We start from the raw sequence: 22,099 nt of genomic DNA on the forward strand, positions 1-22,099 counted from the left end.
GATCACCTGGTCGGCGGGGCCGGTCGGCCCGCGGTTCCCGCAGGGCCGTCCGCGCCCGCGCAGTACCCGTTCCGTGCCTGTTCAGCGCCGTTCGGCCTGCATACGGGCGACGTATGCGGCGGCCTGGGAGCGGCGCTCCATGCCGAGCTTGGAGAGCAGGCTGGAGACGTAGTTCTTGATCGTCTTCTCGGCGAGGTGGAGCCGTTCGCCGATGGCCCGGTTGGTCATGCCCTCGCCGATCAGGTCGAGGATCTTGCGCTCCTGCTCGGTGAGGTTGGCCAGCCGGTCGTCGCCTTTGGCGTTGTTGCCGTCGCGCAGCCGTTCCAGGACGCGGGCGGTGGCCACCGGGTCGAGCAGCGACTTGCCGGCCGCCACATCGCGCACCGCGGACAGCAGCTCATTGCCGCGGATGGCCTTCAGGACATATCCGGCCGCACCGGCCATGATCGCATCGAAAAGGGCCTCGTCGTCGGCGAACGAGGTGAGCATCAGGCATTTGATGTTCTCGTCCTGGGAGCGGATCTCGCGACAGACCTCGACGCCGCTGCCGTCCGGCAGCCGGACATCGAGAACCGCTACGTCGGGACGGGTCGCAGGGATCCTGACCAGGGCATCTGCGGCGGTGCCGGCCTCGCCGACCACCTCGATATCCTCTTCCACCGAGAGCATTTCGTGGACGCCCCGCCGGACGACTTCATGGTCATCGAGCAGGAATACCGTGATTTTTCCTTCTTCGCGCACGCCTCCAGTCTCACACACGAAGTCTTCCCGTGCTCCAGTTCACCGATATAACGTGCCGTTGTCCCGGCGGCCTGCAACGCTGTGACCTGGAGTTGTTCCCGAGCGTGCGCGATTTACTTGGAAATCCAAGCAAAATCGCAGGTCAGGGCTGTTTCCGCTTAGGCTTTGACAATGGGTAACGTGCGACGGGCAGGCCACTTCCGGGACGCTTTGTTCCACCCGGATCCGGCCGCGTTCGCACCCACCCCGTGCGCCGTATCGGATACCGGGTGAGCCGCAAAACGGCCACCGGCGGACCCCGGGGGCCGGACAGACGGAGGAGCAGCACGTGACCGTGGAGAGCACTGCCCAGCGGAAAACCACCCGCGGCGGCAGCAAGCGGACCACCGCCAAGAAGGCGTCGTCGGCCAAGGCCAAGACCCCCGACAACGCCGCTGACCAGGTGGAACAGGATCAGCTCGTACAACTGCTGACCCCCGAGGGGAAGCGGGTCGAGCACCCGGATTACGCCATCGACCTCACCCCCGAGGAGCTGCGCGGGCTCTACCGCGACATGGTGCTGACGCGGAAGTTCGACGCCGAGGCGACCACTCTCCAGCGCCAGGGCGAGCTGGGCCTGTGGGCCTCGCTGCTGGGCCAGGAGGCCGCCCAGATCGGCTCCGGCCGGGCGCTGCGCGATGACGACTACGTCTTCCCGACCTACCGCGAGCACGGCGTGGCCTGGTGCCGCGGTGTGGACCCGACGAACCTGCTGGGCATGTTCCGCGGGGTCAACAACGGCGGCTGGGATCCCAACAGCAACAACTTCCACCTCTACACGATCGTCATCGGCTCGCAGGCGCTGCACGCGACCGGCTACGCGATGGGCGTGCAGAAGGACGGCGCGGACTCCGCGGTGATCGCGTACTTCGGGGACGGCGCCTCCAGCCAGGGCGATGTCGCCGAGGCGTTCACCTTCTCCGCGGTCTACAACTCCCCGGTCGTGTTCTTCTGCCAGAACAACCAGTGGGCGATCTCCGAGCCCACCGAGAAGCAGACCCGCGTCCCGCTCTACCAGCGCGCCCGCGGCTACGGCTTCCCGGGCGTACGGGTCGACGGCAACGACGTACTGGCCTGCCTGGCGGTGACCAAGGCGGCGCTGGAGCGGGCCCGCACCGGACAGGGCCCGATGCTCATCGAGGCGTTCACGTACCGGATGGGCGCGCACACCACCTCCGACGATCCGACGAAGTACCGGGCCGACGAGGAGACGCGGGCCTGGGAGGCCAAGGACCCGATCCTGCGGCTGCGGACGTATCTGGTGGCCGAGGGCGTCGTCGACGACGCGTATCTCGCCGCGGTCGAGGCGGAGAGCGAGGCGCTGGGCAAGCGGGTGCGCGAGACCGTGCGGGCGATGCCCGACCCCGATTCCATGGCGATCTTCGAGAACATCTATGCCGACGGGCACGCGCTCGTCGATGAGGAGCGCGCGCAGTTCGCCGCGTACCAGGCGTCGTTCGCCGACGCCGATGCCGTCGCGGAGGAGAACTGACGATGACCGTCTTCGAGAAGATCACGCTGTCCAAGGCGATCAACGCCTCGCTGCGCGCCTCCATGGAGGCCGACCCCAAGGTCCTCGTGATGGGGGAGGACGTCGGCAAGCTCGGCGGCGTCTTCCGGGTCACCGACGGCCTCCAGAAGGACTTCGGCGAGGACCGGGTGATCGACACCCCGCTCGCCGAGTCCGGCATCGTCGGCACCGCGATCGGCCTGGCGCTGCGCGGCTACCGGCCCGTCGTGGAGATCCAGTTCGACGGTTTCGTCTTCCCCGCCTACGACCAGATCGTCACCCAGCTCGCGAAGATGCACGCGCGGGCCCTGGGCAAGGTCAAGGTGCCGGTCGTCATCCGCATCCCGTACGCGGGCGGCATCGGCGCGGTCGAGCACCACTCCGAGTCCCCCGAGGCGCTGTTCGCGCATGTCGCGGGCCTCAAGTGCGTCTCCCCCTCGAACTCCTCGGACGCCTACTGGATGCTCCAGCAGGCCATCGCGGGCGACGACCCGGTCATCTACTTCGAGCCCAAGCGCCGCTATCACGACAAGTCGCGCCTGGACACCGAGGCGATCCCGTACCCGCTGCACAAGGCCCGGGTCGCCCAGCCCGGTTCGGACCTGACGCTGGCCGCGTACGGGCCGATGGTGAAGGTCTGCCTGGACGTCGCCAAGGTCGCGGCCGAGGAGGGCAAGTCGGTCGAGGTCGTCGATCTGCGCTCGCTCTCGCCGATCGACTTCGACACCGTCCAGGAGTCGGTGGTCAAGACCGGCCGGCTGGTCGTGGTCCACGAGGCCCCGGTCTTCCTCGGTACGGGCGCGGAGCTCGCCGCCCGCATCACGGAGCGCTGCTTCTACCACCTGGAGGCCCCGGTCCTGCGCGTCGGCGGATTCCACGCCCCGTATCCGCCGTCCCGGCTGGAGGACGAGTACCTCCCGGGACTGGACCGGGTGCTGGACGCGGTCGACCGCGCGCTGGCGTACTGAGGGTTTGAGGAGAACCGTGACCATGACTGCGAGTACTGCGAACGACCAGCGCTTCCGCGAGTTCAAGATGCCCGATGTGGGCGAGGGGCTCACCGAGGCCGAGATCCTCAAGTGGTACGTCCAACCGGGCGACACCGTCACCGACGGCCAGGTCGTCTGCGAGGTCGAGACCGCCAAGGCCGCCGTCGAACTGCCCATTCCCTACGACGGGGTGGTGCACGAGCTGAACTTCGGCGAGGGCGTCACCGTCGATGTCGGGACGGTCATCATCTCGGTGGACACCGACCCCGGCGCCGGGCCCGTGGCACCCGCCGCGGCCCCCGCCGCCGAGGCGCCCGCGGCCCCCGCCGCCCCCGAGGAGGACGAGGAGCCGCAGGGCCGCCAGGCCGTCCTCGTCGGCTACGGCGCCGCACCGTCCTCGACCAAGCGCCGCCCGCGCCGGCAGCAGCCGGGCGTACCAGCCCAGCCGGCCGCGCTCCAGGCGGAGCTGAACGGGCACGCGGCGCCGGCCGCGGCCCCCGCCCCCGCGGCCCCGGTGGCGGCCCCCGCGCCTGCCCCGGCTTCCGTGGCGTCCGCACCGGCCGCCGGCCGGCCGCTGGCCAAGCCGCCGGTGCGCAAGCTCGCCAAGGACCTCGGCATCGACCTGGCGACGGTGGCCCCGACCGGCCCCGAGGGGATCATCACCCGCGAGGACGTGTACGCGGCCGCCGCCCCGGCACCGGCCCCGGCCGTCGCCGTCCCGGCCGCCGTCGCCCCGGCGCCCGTACCGGCCGTCGTCTCCGCCGACCGGGAGCGCCGGGTGCCGGTCAAGGGCGTACGGAAGGCCACCGCGCAGGCGATGGTGGCCAGCGCCTTCACCGCGCCGCACGTCACGGAGTTCATCACCGTCGACGTGACCCGCACGATGAAGCTCGTCCAGGAGCTGAAGCAGGACCCGGACATGGCCGGTCTGCGCGTCAACCCGCTCCTGCTGGTCGCCAAGGCGTTCCTGATCGCGATCAGGCGCCACCCGGACGTCAACGCGGCCTGGGACGAGGCGAACCAGGAGATCGTCTACAAGGACTACATCAACCTCGGGATCGCGGCGGCCACCCCGCGCGGCCTGATCGTCCCGAACATCAAGGACGCGGGCACCAAGACGCTCCCCCAGCTCGCCACGGAACTGGCCGAGCTGGTCTCCACCGCCCGCGAGGGCAAGACCTCACCGGCGGCGATGTCCGGCGGCACGGTCACCATCACCAACGTCGGCGTCTTCGGCGTCGACACCGGCACCCCCATCCTGGTGTGTAGGCGGGTGTTGCTACGTCATCCCTGGTAGGTCGGGAAGCCGGAGGTGTCGATCTTGTAGGTGTCCACGGTGATCACGTCACCGAAGGCGTACGCGGTGCTGGTGGCGTACCGGGGGCCTTCGGGGCCCGGCGTCACGTTCGACAGCACGGCGCCGGTCCCCTTCCGGGGGTCGACGATGAGGTACCAGGGAATCCCCATCCGGGGGTAGTCGCGCATTTTCCCTGCGTAGTCGTTCTCGGGGTTGGACTTGGAGACGACTTCGACAACGGCGAAGACGTCGCGCGGATCGACCGCGTCTCCCTCTTCGTCGAGGACGGCCTCGGGCAGCACGATCACATCGGGCCGGCGCATTATGCCGAGGGCTGGATCTTCCACCTCCGCGCCGCTCTGGGCGATGACACCGGGGGTGCTGCGGTCCAGCTGGGCGTTGAGCTGGCGGGCGATCCGGAAGGCGATGAGCTCGTGCCGTTTGGCGGGGCTCATCATCATGACGATCTCCTTGCCCGAGATTTCCACGGCCCAGATGTCGTCGGACTCGGGCAGCTGGTCGGCGATCTTTCGTAGGCGGGCATACGTGGTGTCGTTCATGGCGACTCCTCGCGACAAGTGTGACGCCTCGATTCTATGTGAGGGCCTCCGGTCCCGAACCGCGATCGCCCGCGAGGGCAAGACCTCACCGGCGGCGATGTCCGGCGGCACGGTCACCATCACCAACGTCGGCGTCTTCGGCGTCGACACCGGCACCCCCATCCTGTCAGGCGGCTGTGCTGCCGACCATGAGGATCTTGATCGCGATGGTCCCGTCGTCGATCTCGTAGGTGGCCCGGTAGGCACCGATGCGGAGCCGTCGCAGGCCGGTACCGCCGAGCTTGCTGCTGGCGGTCGGTTCAGGGTCGTCGGCGAGCGCGTTGATCGCCTTGACCAGCGGTTTTACCGCTTCGCCGTCGCGCGCCCTGAGCCGTTTGAGCCCCTCGGCGGCGGCCCGCTCCCAGATGATGGTGTAGTTCAAGAGACCGCCGTCCCCATGACGATGGCGTCGATCTGGCCCTGAGTGGACTTGGGGCCGCCCGCGGCGCGTGCGTACAGGGACACGGCCACGTCGGCGAAGTCGATCGCCGTCTCGCGGTCCTGCGCGTCCGCTGCCGAGTCCGCCAGCGCCTGCGTCCACCAGTGATTGAGGAACGCTTCGAAGCTGCCGGAGTCGGCCAGTGTGCCCAGCTCCGCGTAGAACGCGGCACGGTGGTCGAGGCGGAGTGCCGCGCCGATGGTTTTGACCGCGCGCGGGATGTCCCGGCCCGCGAACCCGGTGGCTTCCCGAGCCTCTGCCACTGCGCGCTGCCACTCGGCTGTCATGGTCGTCCCCTTTCGCCGTCCTGCCACGGTAACGCTCCAGGCGCCCTCGGGTTCCGGGCACGGAGCCGATCCTGAGCCTCGGCCACGGGCCCGCGGGTTACGCATCCACGCTCCTCGGCGTATCCAGCTCCGCCCACACCGTCTTGCCGACGGTCCGGTCCGCGACACCCCAGCGCGTCGCGAGCGCGCCGATGATGTGCAGGCCCCGGCCGGACTCGGCGTGGTGGCCCGGGTCGCTCCGGGGCAGCGGCCGGCGTTCGCCCTTCGGGTCGCTGACCGCGATCCGCAGGCAGCCACCGGCCGGGCCGCTGCGGAGGAACAGCTCCACGCGGAACAGCCGATCGCGCAGGCACCCGTGCCGCACCGCGTTGGTGATCAGCTCACTGGCCAGCAGCGCGGTATCCCCGGCGGCCTCCGGATGCCCCCAGTCGGCGACGAGCCGCGCCACCCGGCGTCTGGCGCGGGTGACGTTCGCGGGGTGCGGGGTGTAGTTGACGACGTCGTAGCGGTCGTCAGGCTCTCCGGCCTCCACAGCCATGGACGCGCACCTCCTAGTGCGGTCGTGGTGCCCGTACGGTGCGCGCTCGGTGATGACGGTGGCGATGCCGCGTCCGCGCAGGGCGGGGCGGTGCACTTCCGCCAACTGGCGCCGCTGTGCGAGCGGTTGGGGACTGACCGTAGCGGGGTTGGAGGTTGGGCAGCAACTACATCGGGCAGAAAATTCTACTCACCGGGGTTGTGTGCGAATCTTGACTGGCCACAGACTGAGGCAACTCACTGGGAAGGAGCGTGAGATGGCGGGTAACGGGCCCGACCGGGGGACATCGATCTCGACGGTGCTCGGGCGCAGGCTGGGCGGTGAGCTGCTGCGGATGCGTGAAGCACGCGGCATGCGCCAGGCACATGCGGCGGAAGCGTTGACCGCCTCCGTGCCGAAAGTCGCGAAGATGGAACGCGGTCTGGTGCCGATGCGCGATCCGGATGTCCGTGCGCTGTGCCACCTCTACGGCTTGGACGACGCGCAAGCTGTCGACGCCTTGCTGCGTTTGGCCAAGCTCGACCGCGAGCGCCGCAAGTCGAAAGGCTGGTGGGACCACTCAGCCGCGACGGCGCCGCTGGCTGAGTACATCGCGATGGAGAACGTCGCCAGTCGGATCCGGACCTGGCAGCTCGCGGTGGTGCCGGGCCTGTTCCAAACACCCGAGTACACGCGCGCGTTGGTTGCCGGTGTTGGCGGCGCGAAGACCCCTGACGCGGTTGATCAGATCGTCGAGGTGCGAAGGCGGAGGCAGGAGCGCCTTTCGGGGGAGAATCCGCTGGCCATGCATGCGGTGATCTCGGAAGGGGCGCTGCGTCAGGAGGTCGGAGGCTCGGCGACTATGCGTGCTCAGCTGAAGTGGCTTCTCGAACTCGCCGAGCTGCCTCAGGTGCGGTTGCAGGTGCTGCCCTTCCGCGTAGGCGCGCACCCATGTCTGACCGGCCCGTTCAACATCGTCTCGTTCGCCGAGGTCGAGGCCGTTGACGTCGTGTACATGGACACGGTCGGCGGAACTGTGTGGGTGGAGAATGCGGAGGGGAGCGCGCAGCACAGTTCGCGCTTCGACCGCATAGCCAAGGTCAGCCTGGGGGCCGCGGATTCCGCCACCCTCGTGGACAGCATTCGGAAGGGCCTGTGACGTGTTCGAGTTCCAGAAGTCCAGCTACAGCGGTGAGGGGATGGACTGTGTCGAGGTCGCCGTGAACATACCCGGCGTCATCGCCGTCCGGGACTCCAAAGACCCGGACGGCCCGGTGCTGAGGTTCGGGCCCTTGCAATGGGCTGCGTTCCGGCGGGCACTGACGGTTGCAGGTGCGGCCCTTCCGCAGGCACGCACCCATGTCTGACCGTTCCGTTCAACATCGTCTCGTTCGCCGAGGTCGAGGCCGTTGACGTCGTGTACATGGACACGGTCGGCGAAACCGTGTGGGTGGAGAGTGTGGAGGAGAGCGCGCAGCACAGTACGCGTTTCGACCGCATAGCCAAGGTCAGCCTGGGGGCCGGCGATTCCGCCACCCTCGTGGACAGCATCGGCAAGGAGATGTGACCGTGATCGATTTCGAGTTCCAGAAGTCCAGTTACAGTGCCCTCCACGGCGAATGCGTCGAGGTCGCCGTGAACATACCCGGCGTCATCGCCGTCCGGGACTCCAAAGACCCGGATGGTCCGATACTCAGATTCGCCCCCGAACAATGGTCGGCGTTCCAACGGATGTTGCCGCTCAGTCGAGGATGAGGTCCACGGCGCGGCTGAAGTGGGCCAGGGGGCCGGTCGGGGTGTACGGGTCGGGGTTCGTGGCGCCGCGGGTCAGTGCGGCGCCCGCCCAGACGGCGGCGACGATCAGCGCCACCACGACGGTGTTCCGGGCACGGCGTCCGGCGTTCGTCCTGGGCTGCATGGCTCTCTCCCCTTGAGTGGCGGAGCCTCCCCGGCTCCGTATCTCCATTCAGCCATGGGGTTCGGGCCGATCCGTACGCGTCAGGTACGGACTCTCGGCGGCTTTCCGTCCGCCTTTGGTCGTACACGGTGTACCTCTTCAGACAGAGGAGGGCCGGTCGAGGGGGGCCGACAGACGGGGGCCGGTAGGCGGGGCTGCCGAGGGGGCGGAAAGCCGTTTGCCGATGTCGGTGGCGCTGTTTACGGTCGGTGAAATGAGCACCGATACCATCATCCGGCGTTACCGGCCGGCCGACGCAGACGCCGTGACCGACCTGTGGGCCAGGGCCTCGAAGCAGGCGCACCCCTTCATAGTGGGGGAAGGGGAGGGCGAGCGGGCCCGCGTGCTGCGCGAGGTGTACCTCGTCCAGGCCGAGAACTGGGTCGCCGAGCGCGACGGCACCGTCATCGGGCTGCTCGGCCTGCTGCCGGGGGACGGGGACGAACCGGCGGAGATCGGCGGTCTCTTCGTGGCGCCGGAGGCCCAGGGCACCGGCGCCGGACGGGCCCTGCTGGAGCACGCCGCGGCGCTGCGCGGTGCGCTGACCCTGGAGGTCTTCGCCCGCAACGAGCGGTCCCGCCGTTTCTACACGCGGATGGGCTTCACGGAGTCCGGCCGGCGGCCGGACGAGGAGACGGGGCACGAACTGGTCGCCATGGAGCGCGTGGCGCCGCTGAAGTCGGTGTCCTGGCTGCATCTGCGCGACGGGCTGCTGCTGAGCGTGCGGACAGAGGGGAACGACACGTTCTACCTGCCGGGCGGGAAGTACGAGCCGGGTGAGACCGCGGCGGAGGCGCTGTCCCGGGAGCTCGCCGAGGAGGTGGGTGTGGTGGTGCCCGCGGATGAGCTGACCGTCGCCTTCGACATCCACGCTGTCGCGCACGGCAGGGACGGCCGGCGGCTGCACATGACCTGTTTCACGGGCGGACCCGAGACCTTCGAGCCGGTGCCGGGCCGGGAGATCGCCGAGTTCGCGTGGCTGGGGCCGGACGATGCGGACCGGTGCGCCCCGGCGTTCCGCCAGGTCGTGGCGCGGCTGGTGGCCGACGGCCGGATGGCGGGCTGAGCGAATGACCGGGGAGCTTGGCGGGCGGTCGGTCCGTCGGGCTCCCTAGTCGGGGTAAAAGGCGCCTTACCAGCACAAACGTCGCCGCCGGTGTCCGTATCGCGGACACGGCATTCGTATGTATATCTGTTGTATCTATCCTGTGTGCATGGCATCCGCAGCTCCGTCCGCGCCCACCGTCCCTGCCCGGCGATCCGGCTCCACCGACACATCCGCCGACCAGTCCACGGACCGGATCGCCAAGCCGCCCGCCAGACCGGCGGTGAAGCAGCCGCCCGCCGCCGAGCGGGTCTACACGCACATCAAGGACGCCGTCCTGGAGCGTCGCTACGAGGGCGGGATGCTGCTCACCGAAGGGGAGCTGGCCGAGGCTGTGGGCGTCTCGCGGACACCGGTGCGCGAGGCGCTGCTGCGGCTGGAGGCCGAGGGGCTGATCAAGCTCTACCCGAAGAAGGGCGCCCTGGTGCTGCCGGTCTCCGCGCAGGAGATCGCCGATGTCGTGGAGACCCGGCTGCTGGTCGAGAAGCACGCGGCGGCCAAGGCCGTACCCGCGCCACCGGCGCTGATCGGCGAGCTGGAAGAGCTGCTGGCGACGATGAAGGAGCAGGTCGCGGCCGGCGATCTGGCCGCCGTCTCGGCCACCGACCGCGCCTTCCACGCCGCCATCGTGCGCAGCGCGGGCAACCAGATCCTGGACCGGCTCTACGAGCAGCTGCGGGACCGGCAGCTGCGGATGGGCGTCGCGGTCATGCACGCGCACCCCGACCGGATCGCCAAGAACATCGCCGAACACGGCGAGATCCTGGAAGCCCTGCGGGCCGGCGACCCGGAGGCGGCCACCGACGCCGTGCACCGGCACGTCAGCTGGGTCCGCGCGCTCGCGCAGGGGGACGCCCGATGAGCGGAAGTACCGGCGCCGGGGGCGGCGCGGCGCGACTGCTGCCCTCGGACCCGCCCGGCGGCGGCAGGGCGATGGCCGTCTGGGGCATCGGTGTCGCGGTCTACTTCGTCGCGATCACCTACCGTACGAGCCTGGGCGTGGCCGGCCTGGACGCCGCCGACCGCTTCCACATCAACGCCTCGGCGCTCTCCACCTTCTCCATACTCCAGCTGCTGGTCTACGCGGGCATGCAGATACCCGTCGGCCTGATGGTCGACCGGCTCGGCGCCAAGAAGGTGCTGACCGTCGGCGTCGTGCTCTACACCGTCGGCCAGTTCGGCTTCGCGCTCTCCGAGTCGTACGGCCTGGCGCTCGGTTCGCGCGCGCTGCTCGGCTGCGGTGACGCGATGACCTTCATCAGCGTGCTGCGGCTGGGCTCCCGGTGGTTTCCGGCCCGCCGCGGTCCGCTGATCGCCCAGATCGCCGCGCTCGTCGGGATGGCGGGCAATCTGATCTCCACGCTCGTCCTCGCCCGGCTGCTGCACAGCTTCGGCTGGACCCAGACCTTCGCCGTCAGCGCGGTCGGCGGCATCGTCGTCCTGATCGTGCTGCTGCTCTTCCTCACGGACCACCCCAAGGGCCACGAACCGCCGCCCGCGCCCGCCGAACACACCGGCGCCACGTTCATCCGCCGCCAGATCACGGACGCCTGGCGCGAACCCGGCACCCGGCTGGGCATGTGGGTGCACTTCACCACCCAGTTCCCCGCGATGGTCTTCCTGCTGCTGTGGGGCCTGCCGTTCCTCGTCGAGGCACAGGGGCTCTCCCGCGCCACCGCCGGTGAACTGCTCACCCTGGTCGTACTCGCCAACATGGCCGTCGGCCTGGTCTACGGCCAGATCATCGCCCGGCACCACGCGGCCCGTACACCGCTGGCGCTGGGCACCGTCGCCGTCACCGCCGTGCTGTGGGCCCTCACCCTGGCCTGGCCGGGCGACCACGCGCCCATGGCGCTGCTGATCGTGCTCTGCGTGGTCCTGGGCGCCTGCGGCCCCGCCTCGATGATCGGCTTCGACTTCGCCCGGCCGGCCAACCCGCCGGAGCGCCAGGGCACCGCCTCCGGCATCGTCAACATGGGCGGCTTCACCGCCTCGATGACGACCCTGCTCGCGGTCGGCATCCTGCTGGACGCGACCGGCAACAACTACCGGATCGCCTTCGCCTCGGTCTTCGTCCTGGAGGCCCTCGGCGTCTCGCAGATCCTGCGGTTGCGGCGGCGCGCGGTGCGACGGGAGCGGGAACGGCTAGTCGTGAGCCGGGTGGAGGCCGTCCACGTCCCCGCCTGAGGCGTCCGGGCGGCGGTGCCCGTCCGGGGCACTGGGTGAGGGATGCCCGTCCGGAGCCGGGGTGTCCGGGTGGCGCGGGGCGGAGCTGTTCTCCGGGGTGTTCGCGTCGCCCGGTCCGTTCCCGCCCGGCGTTTCCCCGTCGGACGTTTCCCCGTCGGACGTGGCGGTGTCCGGCGCGGCCGCGTCCGACGGGCTCTCTTGCGACCGGCTCTCTTCCGGTGGGCTCTCCTCCGATGGACTCTCTTCCGGCGGGGCCGCATCGGTCCGGTCGCGCTCCGGTGAGGCGAGCCGCTCCCGCAGCCGGCCGTGCCGGAACTGGTAGACCGAACCGGCCTGCCGCAGTACGCCCCGCTGGTGCGCCTCCTCGCAGAACGTCATCAGCCGCCAGGGCAGCCGGCCGCGCAGGGCGAGCAGCCAGCGGGTCAGCTCGTACTGCGCCCAGGCCGAGCGGGCGAGAATCCACAGGACGACCGTCACCCCGGCGAGGACGAGCAGCGCGAGCACGGGGGGTGTGACATCGATGAAGACGCGCAGCGCGGAATAGGCGAGCAGACAGCTGGCCAGGGTGATCAGCGTGGCGCTGACCGCCCGTCTGCGGGCGCCGGTGAGGACGGTACGGGGGGACGCCGCCCTGTCCTGCCGCGGCGGTGCCGACAGCAGTCCGTAGCCGAAGACGACAACGGCGAGGGTGGCGGCGGTGATCAGCAGCGCGGGTGTCCGGGCGGCGACCGGGGCGGGGGAGAGCGGCCGGTACTCGGGCAGGTCCGACCGCTTGACCTCGACCATCTTGTACTCGTCGGCGGGGTTGTTGCTGTTCGGGTTGTCCACGACCAGCTGGTAGCAACGGCCTTCGACCACCACATGGCAGGTCGATGCGTTCAGGTTCACGAGATTGATCCCGAGGACCGCCAGGGAGACCAGGCCGAGCAGCACCCCGACGGTCGCCAGCGCCGCCAGCAGATTGCGGCCCAGCTTCGTGAGATACCGGCGGGCCTGTCTCAGCCGCCCGCGCTCCTGCTCGATCGCCTGCCACACCGGCGTCATCAGGTACTCATCGGTGACCGGGACGACGAACAGGAAGCCGACGACGACGGCCGCGACCCCCAGCCCCACGTACAGCCACGGCCCACGGATCTCCGGTACGGCACCGCGCGCGAAGAACAGGGCCGCCGCGTACCAGACCGTCCCCACAACGGTGCCGAAGAACCCGGGGTGCCGGCCGAGCATGCTCTCCGGCAGCCGCCACCACGCCAGGTCGTCGCCGTCGGCGCGGCGTGCCAGCTCCGTCAGCCACCGCCGCGCGGAATCCGCCGGCCAGTGGTGGGCCGGCCGGTCGTGGCCCTCCGGCTCCGCGGACGGTGCGGGTTCGTCCTTGAAGGCCGCGGGCACCACGCCGTCCAGCAGATGCCCCTCCACCTGCGCGGCGTCCGGGAAGGCGTCCGGGTCGAGCAGAGGGTCGAGCGGGGCGCCGGTGCGGGCGTACTGGGCCCGGAGCAGGGTGACCATCAGCGGGCTGCTCACCACGGCGTCCATCCCGGGGCGTTGGGCCAGCTCCGCCAGGGCCGGGCCCCACCGGTCGGGGTGCTCCCCGTTGTCGGCCTTGCGCAGGAAGCCGGTGACGGCGGAGAGCGACACCGGCTGGGCTTCCACCACCACGGCCCGCGTCACACCGGATCCCTGGGCGGCCACGTCCCGGAACTCGCGGGTGCGGCAGGTCAGGATGACCGGGTCCCCGCTGTCGAAGGCGCTGTCGATCTCCGGGAGAGCGGCCGCGCGGTGGTCCGCGCCGATTTCGTCCAGACCGTCCAGGACGGGCAACACCCGCCCCGCGTCGACCAGTTGCCGCGCCGTCACCTCGCCGGTGAGGACGGAGCCGTAGTCCTCGCCGATCCGCCGTATCGTCCAGTCCCGGAGCCTCTCCTGCTTCGGAGACCAGGAAGCGAGCGGGAGCAGCACCGGGACCGCCGCGGGCTGCGGCTCGTTCGCCAGCGCCAGTACGAGCCGGATCGCCAGCGTCGTCTTGCCGGAGCCGGGCTCGCCCAGGAGCACCATCCGCCGGTGCTCCGACGCCCGGAAGGCGGCGACCAGCCGGTCGAGCGGGTCGGCGCCGGGATCTGTTTCACGTGAAACCGCGGCGGCAGGCTCTGTTTCACGTGAAACAGGTAACGCCGCGCCGGCCGTCCAGCCGACGGGCAGCGGATCCGGCAGATGCAGTCCGCGCTTGCGGGTCTCTTCGCGCCACTGGCCGTACACCACATCCGCCAGCGCGGTGGCCGCACGGTCGATCGGCGAGGGCTCCGCGACCAAGGAGTACGAGATGTCGCCGACGATGGATCCGGTCTGGATGACGGGCCCCTGGTGACCGTTCGCGATGTGGTTCCCGACCGAACCGATCGTCGGGCCGTTGCCGTCCCGGGGTGTGCCGTCCTTCGCGTTCACGGACCCCTCCATGACCAACGTTGACCGAGTGCCTCTCGTCAGACGCCGGGCCCGCCCTGCCGGTTCCCGCCGGTGAGCCCGTTCCCGGACCGGCGCGACCGCCGCTGGGGGTCTCCGCTACGGCGTGACCGCGAGCTGGTCCAGGATCGCCGCGGCCAGCTCGTGGTCACCATCGACCTTGACGCGTTCGGCGACTGCGGCCGGGCGGACCCGGCCGCAGGCCAGCTGGACGAAGGTGTCCCAGTCCAGCGCGAGCGTCACGGTCGGGCCGAGCGAGACACTGCCGTCGACCGTGGCCCTGCCCTCCGCGTTGACCCGGACCGTGCGCAGGAACTCCAGCGGCCCGCTGACATCGAAGACCACGGCCGAGTCGGCGGGCGCCTGCGCCCGCTTGGCGACGACGACGGGCAGCGCCTTCACCAGCAGATCGCGCGTCAGATACGCGCCGGGGGAGTCGAGGTTGCCGGGCTTGCCGAGCACCCGGCGCAGGTCCTGCTCATGCACCCAGACATCGAACGCCCGCTGCTGCAAGACGAACTCCAGCGTGCGGTCCTCACCCAGCGGGCTGCGCATCTCGGCATCCGGCTTACGGGTCTCGTTGCGCAGCTGCCGGGAGCGGCGGATGACGGTGTATTCGAGCTCGCTGACCATCTCCAGTGCGGTGTGGTGCCGGCGGACATCCACCTGCACCTCCATGCGGCGCGCGAACTCGCTGCGGACGTGGTAGAGGTCGCGCGGCAGCGTGTGGATCGGCCGCGGGTCGCCCAGCATCTCGCACTCCACGCCGATGATGTGCGAGACGACATCGCGCACGGACCACCCAGGGAGGTCCGTCGCCACGCTCCACTCGCTTTCGACGAGCGGCTTCACCAGCTCGACTATGGCCTCTATGGAATGCGTCCAGGCGTCGATGGAAGACTGGAGGCTGGGATGGACGGTCACGTGACCCCTCGGACTGTTCGTACGCGGGCTGCTGTCTGTGCAGTCAAGTTACGCTGCGCACGGGCACCCCGGCAGTGCTTTCGGGGGACCATCGTAGGCAGATGTTCGACTGCGGACGGCTTCGGAAGCGCGGTCGGTGATATCGTGCGCGACCCTTTACCCCGGTTACCCCGGATTGCCGCGACCTTGACGGAGTCGGGCGGCTCCCGCCGCCCTCGGCCGCCCTGCCCGCTCCGCCCGCCCGCGCCGCCCGCCGCGCTCCGACCCGCCCGCCCGGCCTCCCGCGGCCGGCCAGCTCAGCCCGCCCGGCCCCGTCCCGTCCCGCCGTTCAGCCGTCCCCGCGCTCCCGCTCCGCCAGCCGGATCACACACACCGCGATGGCGATCAGCAGCGGCGGATCCGCGTCCTCCCGTACGACATCGACCGCATAGGTGTCGCGCAGGGTCAGCCAGCGCCGCGAGATGTCGGCGAGCAGCTCACCGTCGTACTCGACCGCGAACTCGCGGTCCAGGATCTTGCCGCTGACGTCCAGTTCCGTACCGTCCACCATCTCGACGCGGTAGTGGTGGCGCAGCAGCGAGAGCCGCTTGCGCCGGACCGTGGCCAGCGGCCGGTCGTCCCGCTCGATGGTCATCGCATCGCGCAGGCTGAGCATCTTCTTCCGGATGACGATCAGCACCCGCCGCTGAAGGTCCTTCAGCTCGAAGGTCTCGCGCAGCCGCAGCGCCTTCCCGTCCACCAGGAAAACGTGGCGGCCGTGTTCGTCCTCGATCCAGTAGTCGTCACCGATGCCGAAGATCCGGTCGCGTACGAGATATTTCATGGGTCACGTGTTCCCCGCCGCCCCGGTGGAATGCGCGGGCACCGGGGTGACGTTGAATATCCACATGGCTTCACGTGCGCGCGTCAGGGCCCCCGAGCTGGTCGGCAAGGGCGGTTGGCTGAACACCGGCGGTAACGATCTGACCCTCTCCGACCTGCGGGGACGCATCGTTGTCCTCGATTTCTGGACCTTCTGCTGTGTGAACTGCCTGCACGTCCTGGACGAGCTGCGGGAGCTGGAGGAGCGGCACCGCGACACCGTCGTGATCATCGGGGTGCACTCGCCCAAGTTCGTGCACGAGGCCGACCACCAGGCGGTCGTGGACGCCGTCGAGCGCTACGGCGTCGAGCACCCGGTGCTGGACGACCCGGAGCTGGTGACCTGGAAGCAGTACGCGGTGCGGGCCTGGCCGACGCTCGTGGTGATCGATCCCGAGGGCTATGTCGTCGCCCAGCACGCCGGTGAGGGGCACGCGCACGCCATCGGCACGCTCGTCGAGGAGCTGGTGGCCGAGCACACCGCGAAGGGGACGCTGCGGCGCGGCGACGGCCCGTACGTACCGCCGGAGCCGGTCGCCACGGATCTGCGCTTCCCCGGGAAGGCGGTGCGGCTGCCGGCCGGCACGTTCCTGGTCTCGGACACCACCCGGCACCAGCTCGTGGAGCTGGCGGCGGACGGTGAGCGGGTGCTGCGCCGGATCGGGACCGGCGAGCGCGGGCTGGACGCGGACTCCTTCAACGAACCGCAGGGCCTGGCGCTGCTGCCCGGGGGCAAGGTCGCCGTCGCGGACACCGTCAACCACGCGATCCGGGTCTTCGACCCCGTCAGCGGCACGCTGGAGACGGTGGCCGGTACCGGCAAGCAGTGGTGGCAGGGCTCGCCCACCTCGGGACCGGCCCGTGCGGTGGCGCTCTCCTCGCCGTGGGATATCGCCTGGTGGCAGGACCGGCTGTGGATCGCGATGGCCGGGGTGCACCAGCTGTGGACGTACGACCCGGCGTCCGGCACGGTCGCGGTCGCGGCCGGTACGACCAACGAGGGGCTGGTCGACGGCTCGGCCGCCGAGGCGTGGTTCGCCCAGCCGTCCGGGCTCGCGGCGGCCGGCGACCGGCTCTGGGTCGCCGACTCCGAGACCAGCGCGGTGCGGTGGGTGGAACGGGACACGGACGCGGCGGGCGGTAGCGGCGACGGTGGCTATGTCGTCCGTACGGCCGTCGGCACCGGGCTGTTCGACTTCGGGCACCGGGACGGCGCCGCCGGTCAGGCACTGTTGCAGCACCCGCTCGGGGTGACCGCGCTGCCCGACGGCTCGGTGGCGATCGCCGACACGTACAACCACGCGCTGCGCCGCTTCGACCCGGCGACCGGCGAGGTGACGACGCTGGCCACCGATCTGCGGGAGCCCTCGGCCGCGGTGCTCGTCGACGACGACATCGTGGTGGTGGAGTCGGCACGGCACCGGCTGACCCGGCTGCGGCTGCCCGAGGAGGCCGTCCGCGTCGAGTCGGTGGCGCACCGCACACAGCGCGCGGCCACCGAGGTCGCCCCCGGTGCGCTGCGGCTGGACGTGGTCTTCCAGGCCCCCGCCGGGCAGAAGCTCGACACCCGGTACGGCCCCTCGACGCGGCTGCTGATCAGCGCGACGCCGCCGGAGCTGCTGGCCGACGGCGCGGGCGCGGGCACCGACCTCGCACGGGATCTGGTGCTCGCGGACGGGGTGACCGAGGGCGTCCTGCACGTCTCCGCGATGGCCGCGTCCTGCGACGACGACCCGGCCGTCGAGTACCCCGCCTGCCATGTGCACCAGCAGGACTGGGGCGTCCCGGTCCGGGTCGTCGAGGGCGGTGTGGCGCGGCTGGGGCTCGTCCTGGCGGGGCTGGACGCCGAGTAGACCAGCGGGGCCCCGTCGCCGGGCCGGGCCCCGTCGCCGGTAGGGCTCCGTACCGGACGTCAGCCCGCCGAGCCGGACTTCAGCTCGGCCTTGGTGAGGCTGACCTGCCAGTCGGTGACCTTGGCCGCCGGGCCGACGGAGACCGGGCCGCCCGGGAAGTCGACCCGCGCCGGGCCCCGGTGCGCCCCGTGCAGGCCGTTGCCGAGGAACTCGACGGTAGCGAAGGTCTGCTTGGTGCCCCGGGTGGCGGCGGTGGTGGTGGGGATGCTCGCCCAGGCGTGGCCGCGCGGGCGGAGCGCGACCGAGTGCCCCACCATCGACGGCCCGCCCTCCAGGAAGCCGAGCGGCTCCTTGGCGGCGCCGAAACGCAGCGCCGGTGCGTCGTAGAGCTTGCAGGGGGAGCCGGAGCGGTTGGTGAACTCCACCACCACGTGCGACGGCGACGCCTTCTGGAAGAACCGCAGGCTGTCGGCGGTGGGAATGCACGTACCGGCCGCCCTGGACGCGGCGCCCGCCCCCACACCCGCGCCGCCGCCGATGATCCTGCGCTTCTTGCTCTTTGACGACGAGGACGACGAGGACGACGAACCGGCCGAGGACGACGTCTGCTTCTGCGACTTCGACCTCGACTTCTTGGCGTTGCCGGAGCAGCCCGTCAGCGCGAGCGTGCCGGAGAGCCCGATCGCCAGCGCGGCGTAGGCGGCGGAGCGGCGGCGGGTGCGGTATGCGGTCATCGATGGTTCCCCCGTGGAGTTGTGGCGATCAGCGGCGATCGGTGCGGTGCGGATCGGTGGCGGCGCGTACATCGGCGAACCGTGGGCGGGATTCCGCGTCGGTGCCTCCGAACGTGCCGCTGTACGTGCCTCCGTAGGCCCGTAGGTGTCATGGCACCGCCACGATATCGATGGCCGTCCGTGGCGCCGGAGCCGGTTCGGTGCGCACCGCGGGCCGGGGCGCGGCGGACGCGCCGGGCGTCCCGCGCGCACCAGCCCTCCCGTACGCACCGGCATCCCCCCACGCACGGCGAAGGGCGCCCGCCGGGGGAAAGCGGGCGCCCTGGTTCATGGGGTGCGGGGTGGGGACGGATCGCCGTGCGGTGGTCTACCAGGCGATGGCGGCGGCCGGGTCGGCCTGCCAGTAGGTCACCCACGCGCTGTCGTCGATGTACGCCGAGCCGCCCGGCAGCGCCACGTTCGCCGAGCCGCCGATGCTGCCCTTCCCGTCGCGGCCGGGGAGGCTGACCGAGAGCGAGGTCATCTTGTTGCCGTTGCGGCCCGCGCCGTCGGCGGAGGACGTCATCACGGCGGCGTAGCCGGACTCGCCGGGGGCGAGGGTGACCACGGCCTGCGGCCTGGTGGCCGGGAGGTTGGGCACCGGCGACTGGGCTTCGTCGAACCGCAGGTAGGGGGCCTCGTAGAGGTCGCAGACGGCACCGGAGGTGTTGGTGGCTGTCAGCAGCAGGTGGTTGACCGGCCGGGCGAGCGGCTGCACCGTGAAGTGGATCTTCGCGGCGTCGCAGGCGGTGTGCCGGGTGCCGGAACCCGCGTCGACGGTGCCGGGGTGCCGGATGACACCGCCCGTCCTGGCGGCGTTGCCGCCGTGGCCCACCGACGTCTTCTCCGCCGCGACGGCGGCGTGCGCGCCCTGCTCCGCGGCGCTCCGGCCGGTGCCGCCGTCGTTCCGAGCTCCCTGCGAGCCGCCCTGGAACGTGTCGCCGCCCTGGGACGTGTCACCGACGGAGGCCGTGGTGTCGTCCTGCGGCGCCGGGTTGAACGGCTTGGCGGCGGCGGTCTTGAGCGCGTCCTCCTGGCTGCCGCAAGCGGTGAGGGAGAGCGCGGCGACGGCGGTCAGTCCGGCGGCGGCGATCCGCAGCGTACGGCGGCGGGCGGTACGGGCGGTGGCCCGGTCTCTGGCGGTGCTGTCGGCGCTGGCGTTACGGGCGGTGGTGTCGGTGCTCGGCATATCCGGTCTCCCCCGGTAGGTGGCGTCCTGCGGTCCGCCCGGTGGTCGTCCGGGCAGCTGTCCTGCGGTCTGCCTCGCGGTGGCCCGCGAGGTGTGCTGCTGCCAGTACCGCGGGGTCTGCTGCTACCTGTCCCGCGGAGTGTTCCGCTGTGTCCTGCTGAGTGTCGTACTGCGTCTCGTGCTGCGTCTCGTGCTGTGTGTCCCGCGTTCTGTCCACAAGACTGCCGCCCGCCGCTGCCGTATCACTAACGCCCGCCTAACGCCCACTTTGCGGCCGGGCGCGTGGCCGGTCCCGCACCGCCCACCGGCCCCGGCTCACCGACCCCGGCCGACCGGCCCCGGCCCACCGCCCGGCCACCGCTCTACCGCCCCGCCTCACCGCCTCCGTCCCGTCGGCCACCGGGCTGACCCGGCCGGCCAGGCTCGCCCTGCCCGTCCCGTGCGAACAGCTGGGTGAGCGTGCTGATCGTGTAGACGTCGGTGGCTTCCTCGTCGACCAGATGCATTTCGGCGAGCCGGTCGAGGGCGTCCTGGGTGCGCTCCGGGTCGTCGTACCCGGCGAGCGCCGCCGCCACGGACGCGTTGAGGTGCCCGTCCGCGCTGGTGGCCAGCGCGGAGAGCAGCCGCGCGTCGTCCGCCGACAGCCGGGCCACGGACATCCGCAGCGCCGCCGCGATCCCGGTGTCCTCCGCCGACAGCAGCGCGAGCCGCCGCCGTTCGTCGCGCAGCGCCGCGGCCAGCCGGGCCAGCCGCCAGCGCGGCCGGGCGGTCAGCTGGGCGGCGGCGGCCCGCAGCGCCAGCGGCAGCCCGTCGCAGAGCGCGACGAGTTCCTGCGCGGCGGCCGGGTCCTCGGCGACCCGGTCGGCGCCCAGCATCGCGCCGAGCAGCGCCGCCCCCTCCTCGTAGCCGAGGACCTGGAGGCCGACCGGCAGGGCGCAGTCGGTGGCCACCAGGCCGTCCAGCCGGCTGCGGCTGGTGACGACCGTGGCGCAGTGCAGGCCGCCGGGCAGCAGCGGCCGGACCTGCGCGGAACTGCGGGCGTTGTCCAGGACGACCAGCAGCCGGCGGTCGGCGACCAGCGACCGGAACAGCGCCGAGGCGGCCTGCGCCGAGGTGGGTACCCGCTCCGGCGGGGTGCCGAGCGCGAGCAGGAAGTCCCGCAGGATCTCGGCGGGCGCCGCCTCGTCGCCCTCGCCGAAACCGCGCAGATCGGCGAAGAGCTGGCCGTCCGGGAAGGCCGCGGCGTACAGATGCGCCCACTGCACGGCGACGGCGGTCTTGCCGACCCCGGCCGGTCCCGCGACCACCGCGAGCGGGCTCTCGCCGGTCGACTGGGTCGTCAGCGCCGCGGTCAGCGCGGCGAGTTGGCGTTCCCGGCCGAGGAAGCGGGCGGGCGGTCTGGGCAGCAGCCGGGGCGCCTGGGCGGCGGGACCGGATCCGCCCCGCGCACCGGTGGCCCCGGCCGTCCCGTCAGCCCCGCGTGAGGCGTGCGGACCGCCCTGTGCGGGTACCCGGCCGTCGCCGGCCGCCGCGGAGCGGTCCGCGCCGCCCGCCGTGTCGGTACCCGCCCCACGCGTTCCGCCGCCGGCCGCGGCACCCGCGCCCCGCCCGGACGTGGCGGACTGCCCGCCGGCCGCCTCCGCCCGCAGGATCTCCTCGTACGCACCGCTCAGCCGCTCGCCCGGATCGACGCCCAGTTCCTCGTTGAGCAGCCGGCGGGTGCGGTGGAACCACTCCAGTGCGTCGGACTGCCGCCCGGTCCGGAACAGCGCCCGCATCAGCGCGGCGATCAGCCCTTCGCGCAGCGGGTGGCTGACCGCGGCGGAGTACAGGATGGTCGCGGACTGCTCGTGCTCGCCGAGCGCGCCGTGCGCCCGCGCCAGCGCCTCGACGGCCGTCAGCCGGCGCTCCTCCAGCGCGTGCGCGGCGGCGGCGAACGCCGGGCTGGTGACCGTGCCGGTCAGCGCGGGCCCGCGCCACAGCCCCAGCGCCTCGCGCAGCAGCGGTACCGCGTCGGCCGGCGCCGCCTCGGGCCGGGCCCGCGCGACCAGTTCACCGAAGCGGTGGGCGTCGATCAGCTCCTCGGGCAGCCGCAGCAGATAGGCCGAGCCGTGGGTGGTCAGCTCGATGCCGTGCGCGCTCGCGCCGCCTTCGGCGAGCGTCGCGCGCAGCCGCGAGACATGGCCCTGTACGACGGTACGGGCGTGTTCGGGTGGTTCGTCCTCCCATAGGAAGTCGATCAACTGATCCAGCGGGACGGTGGTGTTGGGCTGCAGCAGCAGCAGCGCCAGCACACTGCGCCGTTTGACGGGCCCGAGCGACAGCTCCCCGGATCCGGTCGTTACGGCGATCGGGCCCAGCATCGAGAATTCCAA

General features: G+C 71.5%; 22 protein-coding genes and 2 pseudogenes. 12 read left to right on the plus strand and 12 right to left on the minus strand.

Features of this window, described 5'->3' with window-relative positions; genetic code table 11:
• Positions 1-81 precede the first annotated feature (81 nt).
• Positions 82-741, minus strand: coding sequence for a response regulator (locus IH09_RS18220; RefSeq protein WP_052857347.1), 660 nt, complete (start codon positions 739-741; stop codon positions 82-84).
• Positions 742-1,069: 328 nt separating this feature from the next.
• Here IH09_RS18220 and pdhA point away from each other — a divergent pair, with 328 nt between their 5' ends.
• The 3 genes and pseudogenes from pdhA to IH09_RS18235 all read left to right on the plus strand — a co-directional run.
• Positions 1,070-2,272, plus strand: a complete 1,203-nt coding sequence (gene pdhA, locus IH09_RS18225) for a pyruvate dehydrogenase (acetyl-transferring) E1 component subunit alpha (protein ID WP_052857348.1) — start codon at positions 1,070-1,072, stop codon at positions 2,270-2,272.
• Between the two features lie 2 nt (positions 2,273-2,274).
• On the plus strand, positions 2,275-3,258 hold the full coding sequence (locus IH09_RS18230; RefSeq protein WP_052857349.1) for an alpha-ketoacid dehydrogenase subunit beta: 984 nt from the start codon (positions 2,275-2,277) through the stop codon (positions 3,256-3,258).
• A 22-nt stretch (positions 3,259-3,280) separates the two neighbouring features.
• Positions 3,281-4,540: pseudogene (locus IH09_RS18235) on the plus strand (dihydrolipoamide acetyltransferase family protein); the annotation flags it as partial.
• A gap of 23 nt (positions 4,541-4,563) precedes the next feature.
• Here the strand turns inward: IH09_RS18235 and IH09_RS18240 are convergent.
• Positions 4,564-5,136 carry a Uma2 family endonuclease gene (locus IH09_RS18240; protein ID WP_052857350.1) on the minus strand — a complete coding sequence of 191 codons (573 nt, stop codon included), beginning with the start codon at positions 5,134-5,136 and terminating at the stop codon, positions 4,564-4,566.
• A gap of 64 nt (positions 5,137-5,200) precedes the next feature.
• Between IH09_RS18240 and IH09_RS37410 the strand changes: the two are divergent.
• A pseudogene (locus IH09_RS37410) lies at positions 5,201-5,320 on the plus strand (2-oxo acid dehydrogenase subunit E2); the annotation flags it as partial.
• On the opposite strand, the gene IH09_RS18245 reads toward IH09_RS37410, so the two are convergent.
• The 3 genes from IH09_RS18245 to IH09_RS18255 form a co-directional block, all read right to left on the minus strand.
• Positions 5,303-5,557 carry a type II toxin-antitoxin system RelE family toxin gene (locus IH09_RS18245; protein ID WP_052857351.1) on the minus strand — a complete coding sequence of 85 codons (255 nt, stop codon included), beginning with the start codon at positions 5,555-5,557 and terminating at the stop codon, positions 5,303-5,305. The pseudogene IH09_RS37410 and the gene IH09_RS18245 overlap by 18 nt on opposite strands.
• Positions 5,554-5,901, minus strand: coding sequence for a hypothetical protein (locus IH09_RS18250; protein ID WP_052857352.1), 348 nt, complete (start codon positions 5,899-5,901; stop codon positions 5,554-5,556). The genes IH09_RS18245 and IH09_RS18250 overlap by 4 nt, the downstream gene beginning before the upstream one ends.
• A 97-nt stretch (positions 5,902-5,998) precedes the next feature.
• Positions 5,999-6,439, minus strand: coding sequence for an ATP-binding protein (locus IH09_RS18255; protein WP_052857353.1), 441 nt, complete (start codon positions 6,437-6,439; stop codon positions 5,999-6,001).
• A gap of 256 nt (positions 6,440-6,695) precedes the next feature.
• Here IH09_RS18255 and IH09_RS18260 point away from each other — a divergent pair, with 256 nt between their 5' ends.
• From IH09_RS18260 to IH09_RS18270, 4 genes are read left to right on the plus strand one after another with little or no spacing between them, the layout of a single operon-like run.
• Complete coding sequence (locus IH09_RS18260; RefSeq protein ID WP_052857354.1) at positions 6,696-7,577, plus strand: helix-turn-helix domain-containing protein; 882 nt, start codon at positions 6,696-6,698, stop codon at positions 7,575-7,577.
• A gap of 1 nt (position 7,578) precedes the next feature.
• Positions 7,579-7,785: a DUF397 domain-containing protein gene (locus IH09_RS18265; RefSeq protein ID WP_052857355.1), complete on the plus strand. Its 207-nt coding sequence runs from the start codon at positions 7,579-7,581 to the stop codon at positions 7,783-7,785.
• Positions 7,716-7,985 carry a Scr1 family TA system antitoxin-like transcriptional regulator gene (locus IH09_RS39965; protein ID WP_240150854.1) on the plus strand — a complete coding sequence of 90 codons (270 nt, stop codon included), beginning with the start codon at positions 7,716-7,718 and terminating at the stop codon, positions 7,983-7,985. Before IH09_RS18265 ends, IH09_RS39965 begins: the two co-directional genes overlap by 70 nt.
• 2 nt (positions 7,986-7,987) lie before the next feature.
• Positions 7,988-8,173: a DUF397 domain-containing protein gene (locus IH09_RS18270; RefSeq protein WP_052857356.1), complete on the plus strand. Its 186-nt coding sequence runs from the start codon at positions 7,988-7,990 to the stop codon at positions 8,171-8,173.
• Here the strand turns inward: IH09_RS18270 and IH09_RS39140 are convergent.
• Positions 8,160-8,336, minus strand: a complete 177-nt coding sequence (locus IH09_RS39140) for a hypothetical protein (protein ID WP_172450961.1) — start codon at positions 8,334-8,336, stop codon at positions 8,160-8,162. The genes IH09_RS18270 and IH09_RS39140 overlap by 14 nt on opposite strands.
• 253 nt (positions 8,337-8,589) lie before the next feature.
• On the opposite strand from IH09_RS39140, the gene IH09_RS18275 reads away from it, so the two are divergent.
• The 3 genes from IH09_RS18275 (at position 8,590) to IH09_RS18285 (ending at position 11,667) form a co-directional block, all read left to right on the plus strand.
• The gene (locus IH09_RS18275; RefSeq protein ID WP_052857480.1) at positions 8,590-9,441 is read left to right on the plus strand and encodes a GNAT family N-acetyltransferase; all 852 of its coding nucleotides are present in this window, start codon (positions 8,590-8,592) and stop codon (positions 9,439-9,441) included.
• Positions 9,442-9,589: 148 nt separating this feature from the next.
• Positions 9,590-10,342, plus strand: coding sequence for a GntR family transcriptional regulator (locus IH09_RS18280; RefSeq protein WP_205379871.1), 753 nt, complete (start codon positions 9,590-9,592; stop codon positions 10,340-10,342).
• On the plus strand, positions 10,339-11,667 hold the full coding sequence (locus tag IH09_RS18285) for an MFS transporter (protein ID WP_172450959.1): 1,329 nt from the start codon (positions 10,339-10,341) through the stop codon (positions 11,665-11,667). The genes IH09_RS18280 and IH09_RS18285 overlap by 4 nt, the downstream gene beginning before the upstream one ends.
• On the opposite strand, the gene IH09_RS18290 is transcribed toward IH09_RS18285, so the two are convergent.
• The 3 genes from IH09_RS18290 to IH09_RS18300 form a co-directional block, all read right to left on the minus strand.
• On the minus strand, positions 11,626-14,106 hold the full coding sequence (locus IH09_RS18290) for an NACHT domain-containing protein (protein ID WP_052857357.1): 2,481 nt from the start codon (positions 14,104-14,106) through the stop codon (positions 11,626-11,628). The two genes, IH09_RS18285 and IH09_RS18290, sit on opposite strands and share 42 nt — an antisense overlap.
• A gap of 117 nt (positions 14,107-14,223) precedes the next feature.
• The gene (locus IH09_RS18295; protein ID WP_052857358.1) at positions 14,224-15,048 is read right to left on the minus strand and encodes a maleylpyruvate isomerase family mycothiol-dependent enzyme; all 825 of its coding nucleotides are present in this window, start codon (positions 15,046-15,048) and stop codon (positions 14,224-14,226) included.
• 328 nt (positions 15,049-15,376) lie between these two features.
• Positions 15,377-15,871: an LURP-one-related/scramblase family protein gene (locus IH09_RS18300; RefSeq protein ID WP_052857359.1), complete on the minus strand. Its 495-nt coding sequence runs from the start codon at positions 15,869-15,871 to the stop codon at positions 15,377-15,379.
• A gap of 64 nt (positions 15,872-15,935) precedes the next feature.
• On the opposite strand from IH09_RS18300, the gene IH09_RS18305 reads away from it, so the two are divergent.
• A complete protein-coding gene (locus tag IH09_RS18305; protein ID WP_052857360.1) occupies positions 15,936-17,762 on the plus strand; it encodes an NHL domain-containing thioredoxin family protein in 1,827 nt (608 codons plus the stop codon).
• Between the two features lie 59 nt (positions 17,763-17,821).
• Here the strand turns inward: IH09_RS18305 and IH09_RS18310 are convergent, their stop codons facing one another.
• The 3 genes from IH09_RS18310 to IH09_RS18320 all read right to left on the minus strand — a co-directional run bounded on the left by IH09_RS18310 (position 17,822) and on the right by IH09_RS18320 (position 22,099).
• The gene (locus tag IH09_RS18310; RefSeq protein WP_052857361.1) at positions 17,822-18,496 is read right to left on the minus strand and encodes a DUF4232 domain-containing protein; all 675 of its coding nucleotides are present in this window, start codon (positions 18,494-18,496) and stop codon (positions 17,822-17,824) included.
• 367 nt (positions 18,497-18,863) lie between these two features.
• Positions 18,864-19,724, minus strand: coding sequence for a DUF4232 domain-containing protein (locus IH09_RS18315; RefSeq protein WP_052857362.1), 861 nt, complete (start codon positions 19,722-19,724; stop codon positions 18,864-18,866).
• 362 nt (positions 19,725-20,086) lie between these two features.
• The gene (locus IH09_RS18320) at positions 20,087-22,099 is read right to left on the minus strand and encodes an AfsR/SARP family transcriptional regulator (RefSeq protein ID WP_052857363.1); all 2,013 of its coding nucleotides are present in this window, start codon (positions 22,097-22,099) and stop codon (positions 20,087-20,089) included.

This window comes from Streptomyces celluloflavus, from assembly GCA_000720995.1.
Lineage (GTDB): Bacteria > Actinomycetota > Actinomycetes > Streptomycetales > Streptomycetaceae > Streptomyces > Streptomyces celluloflavus.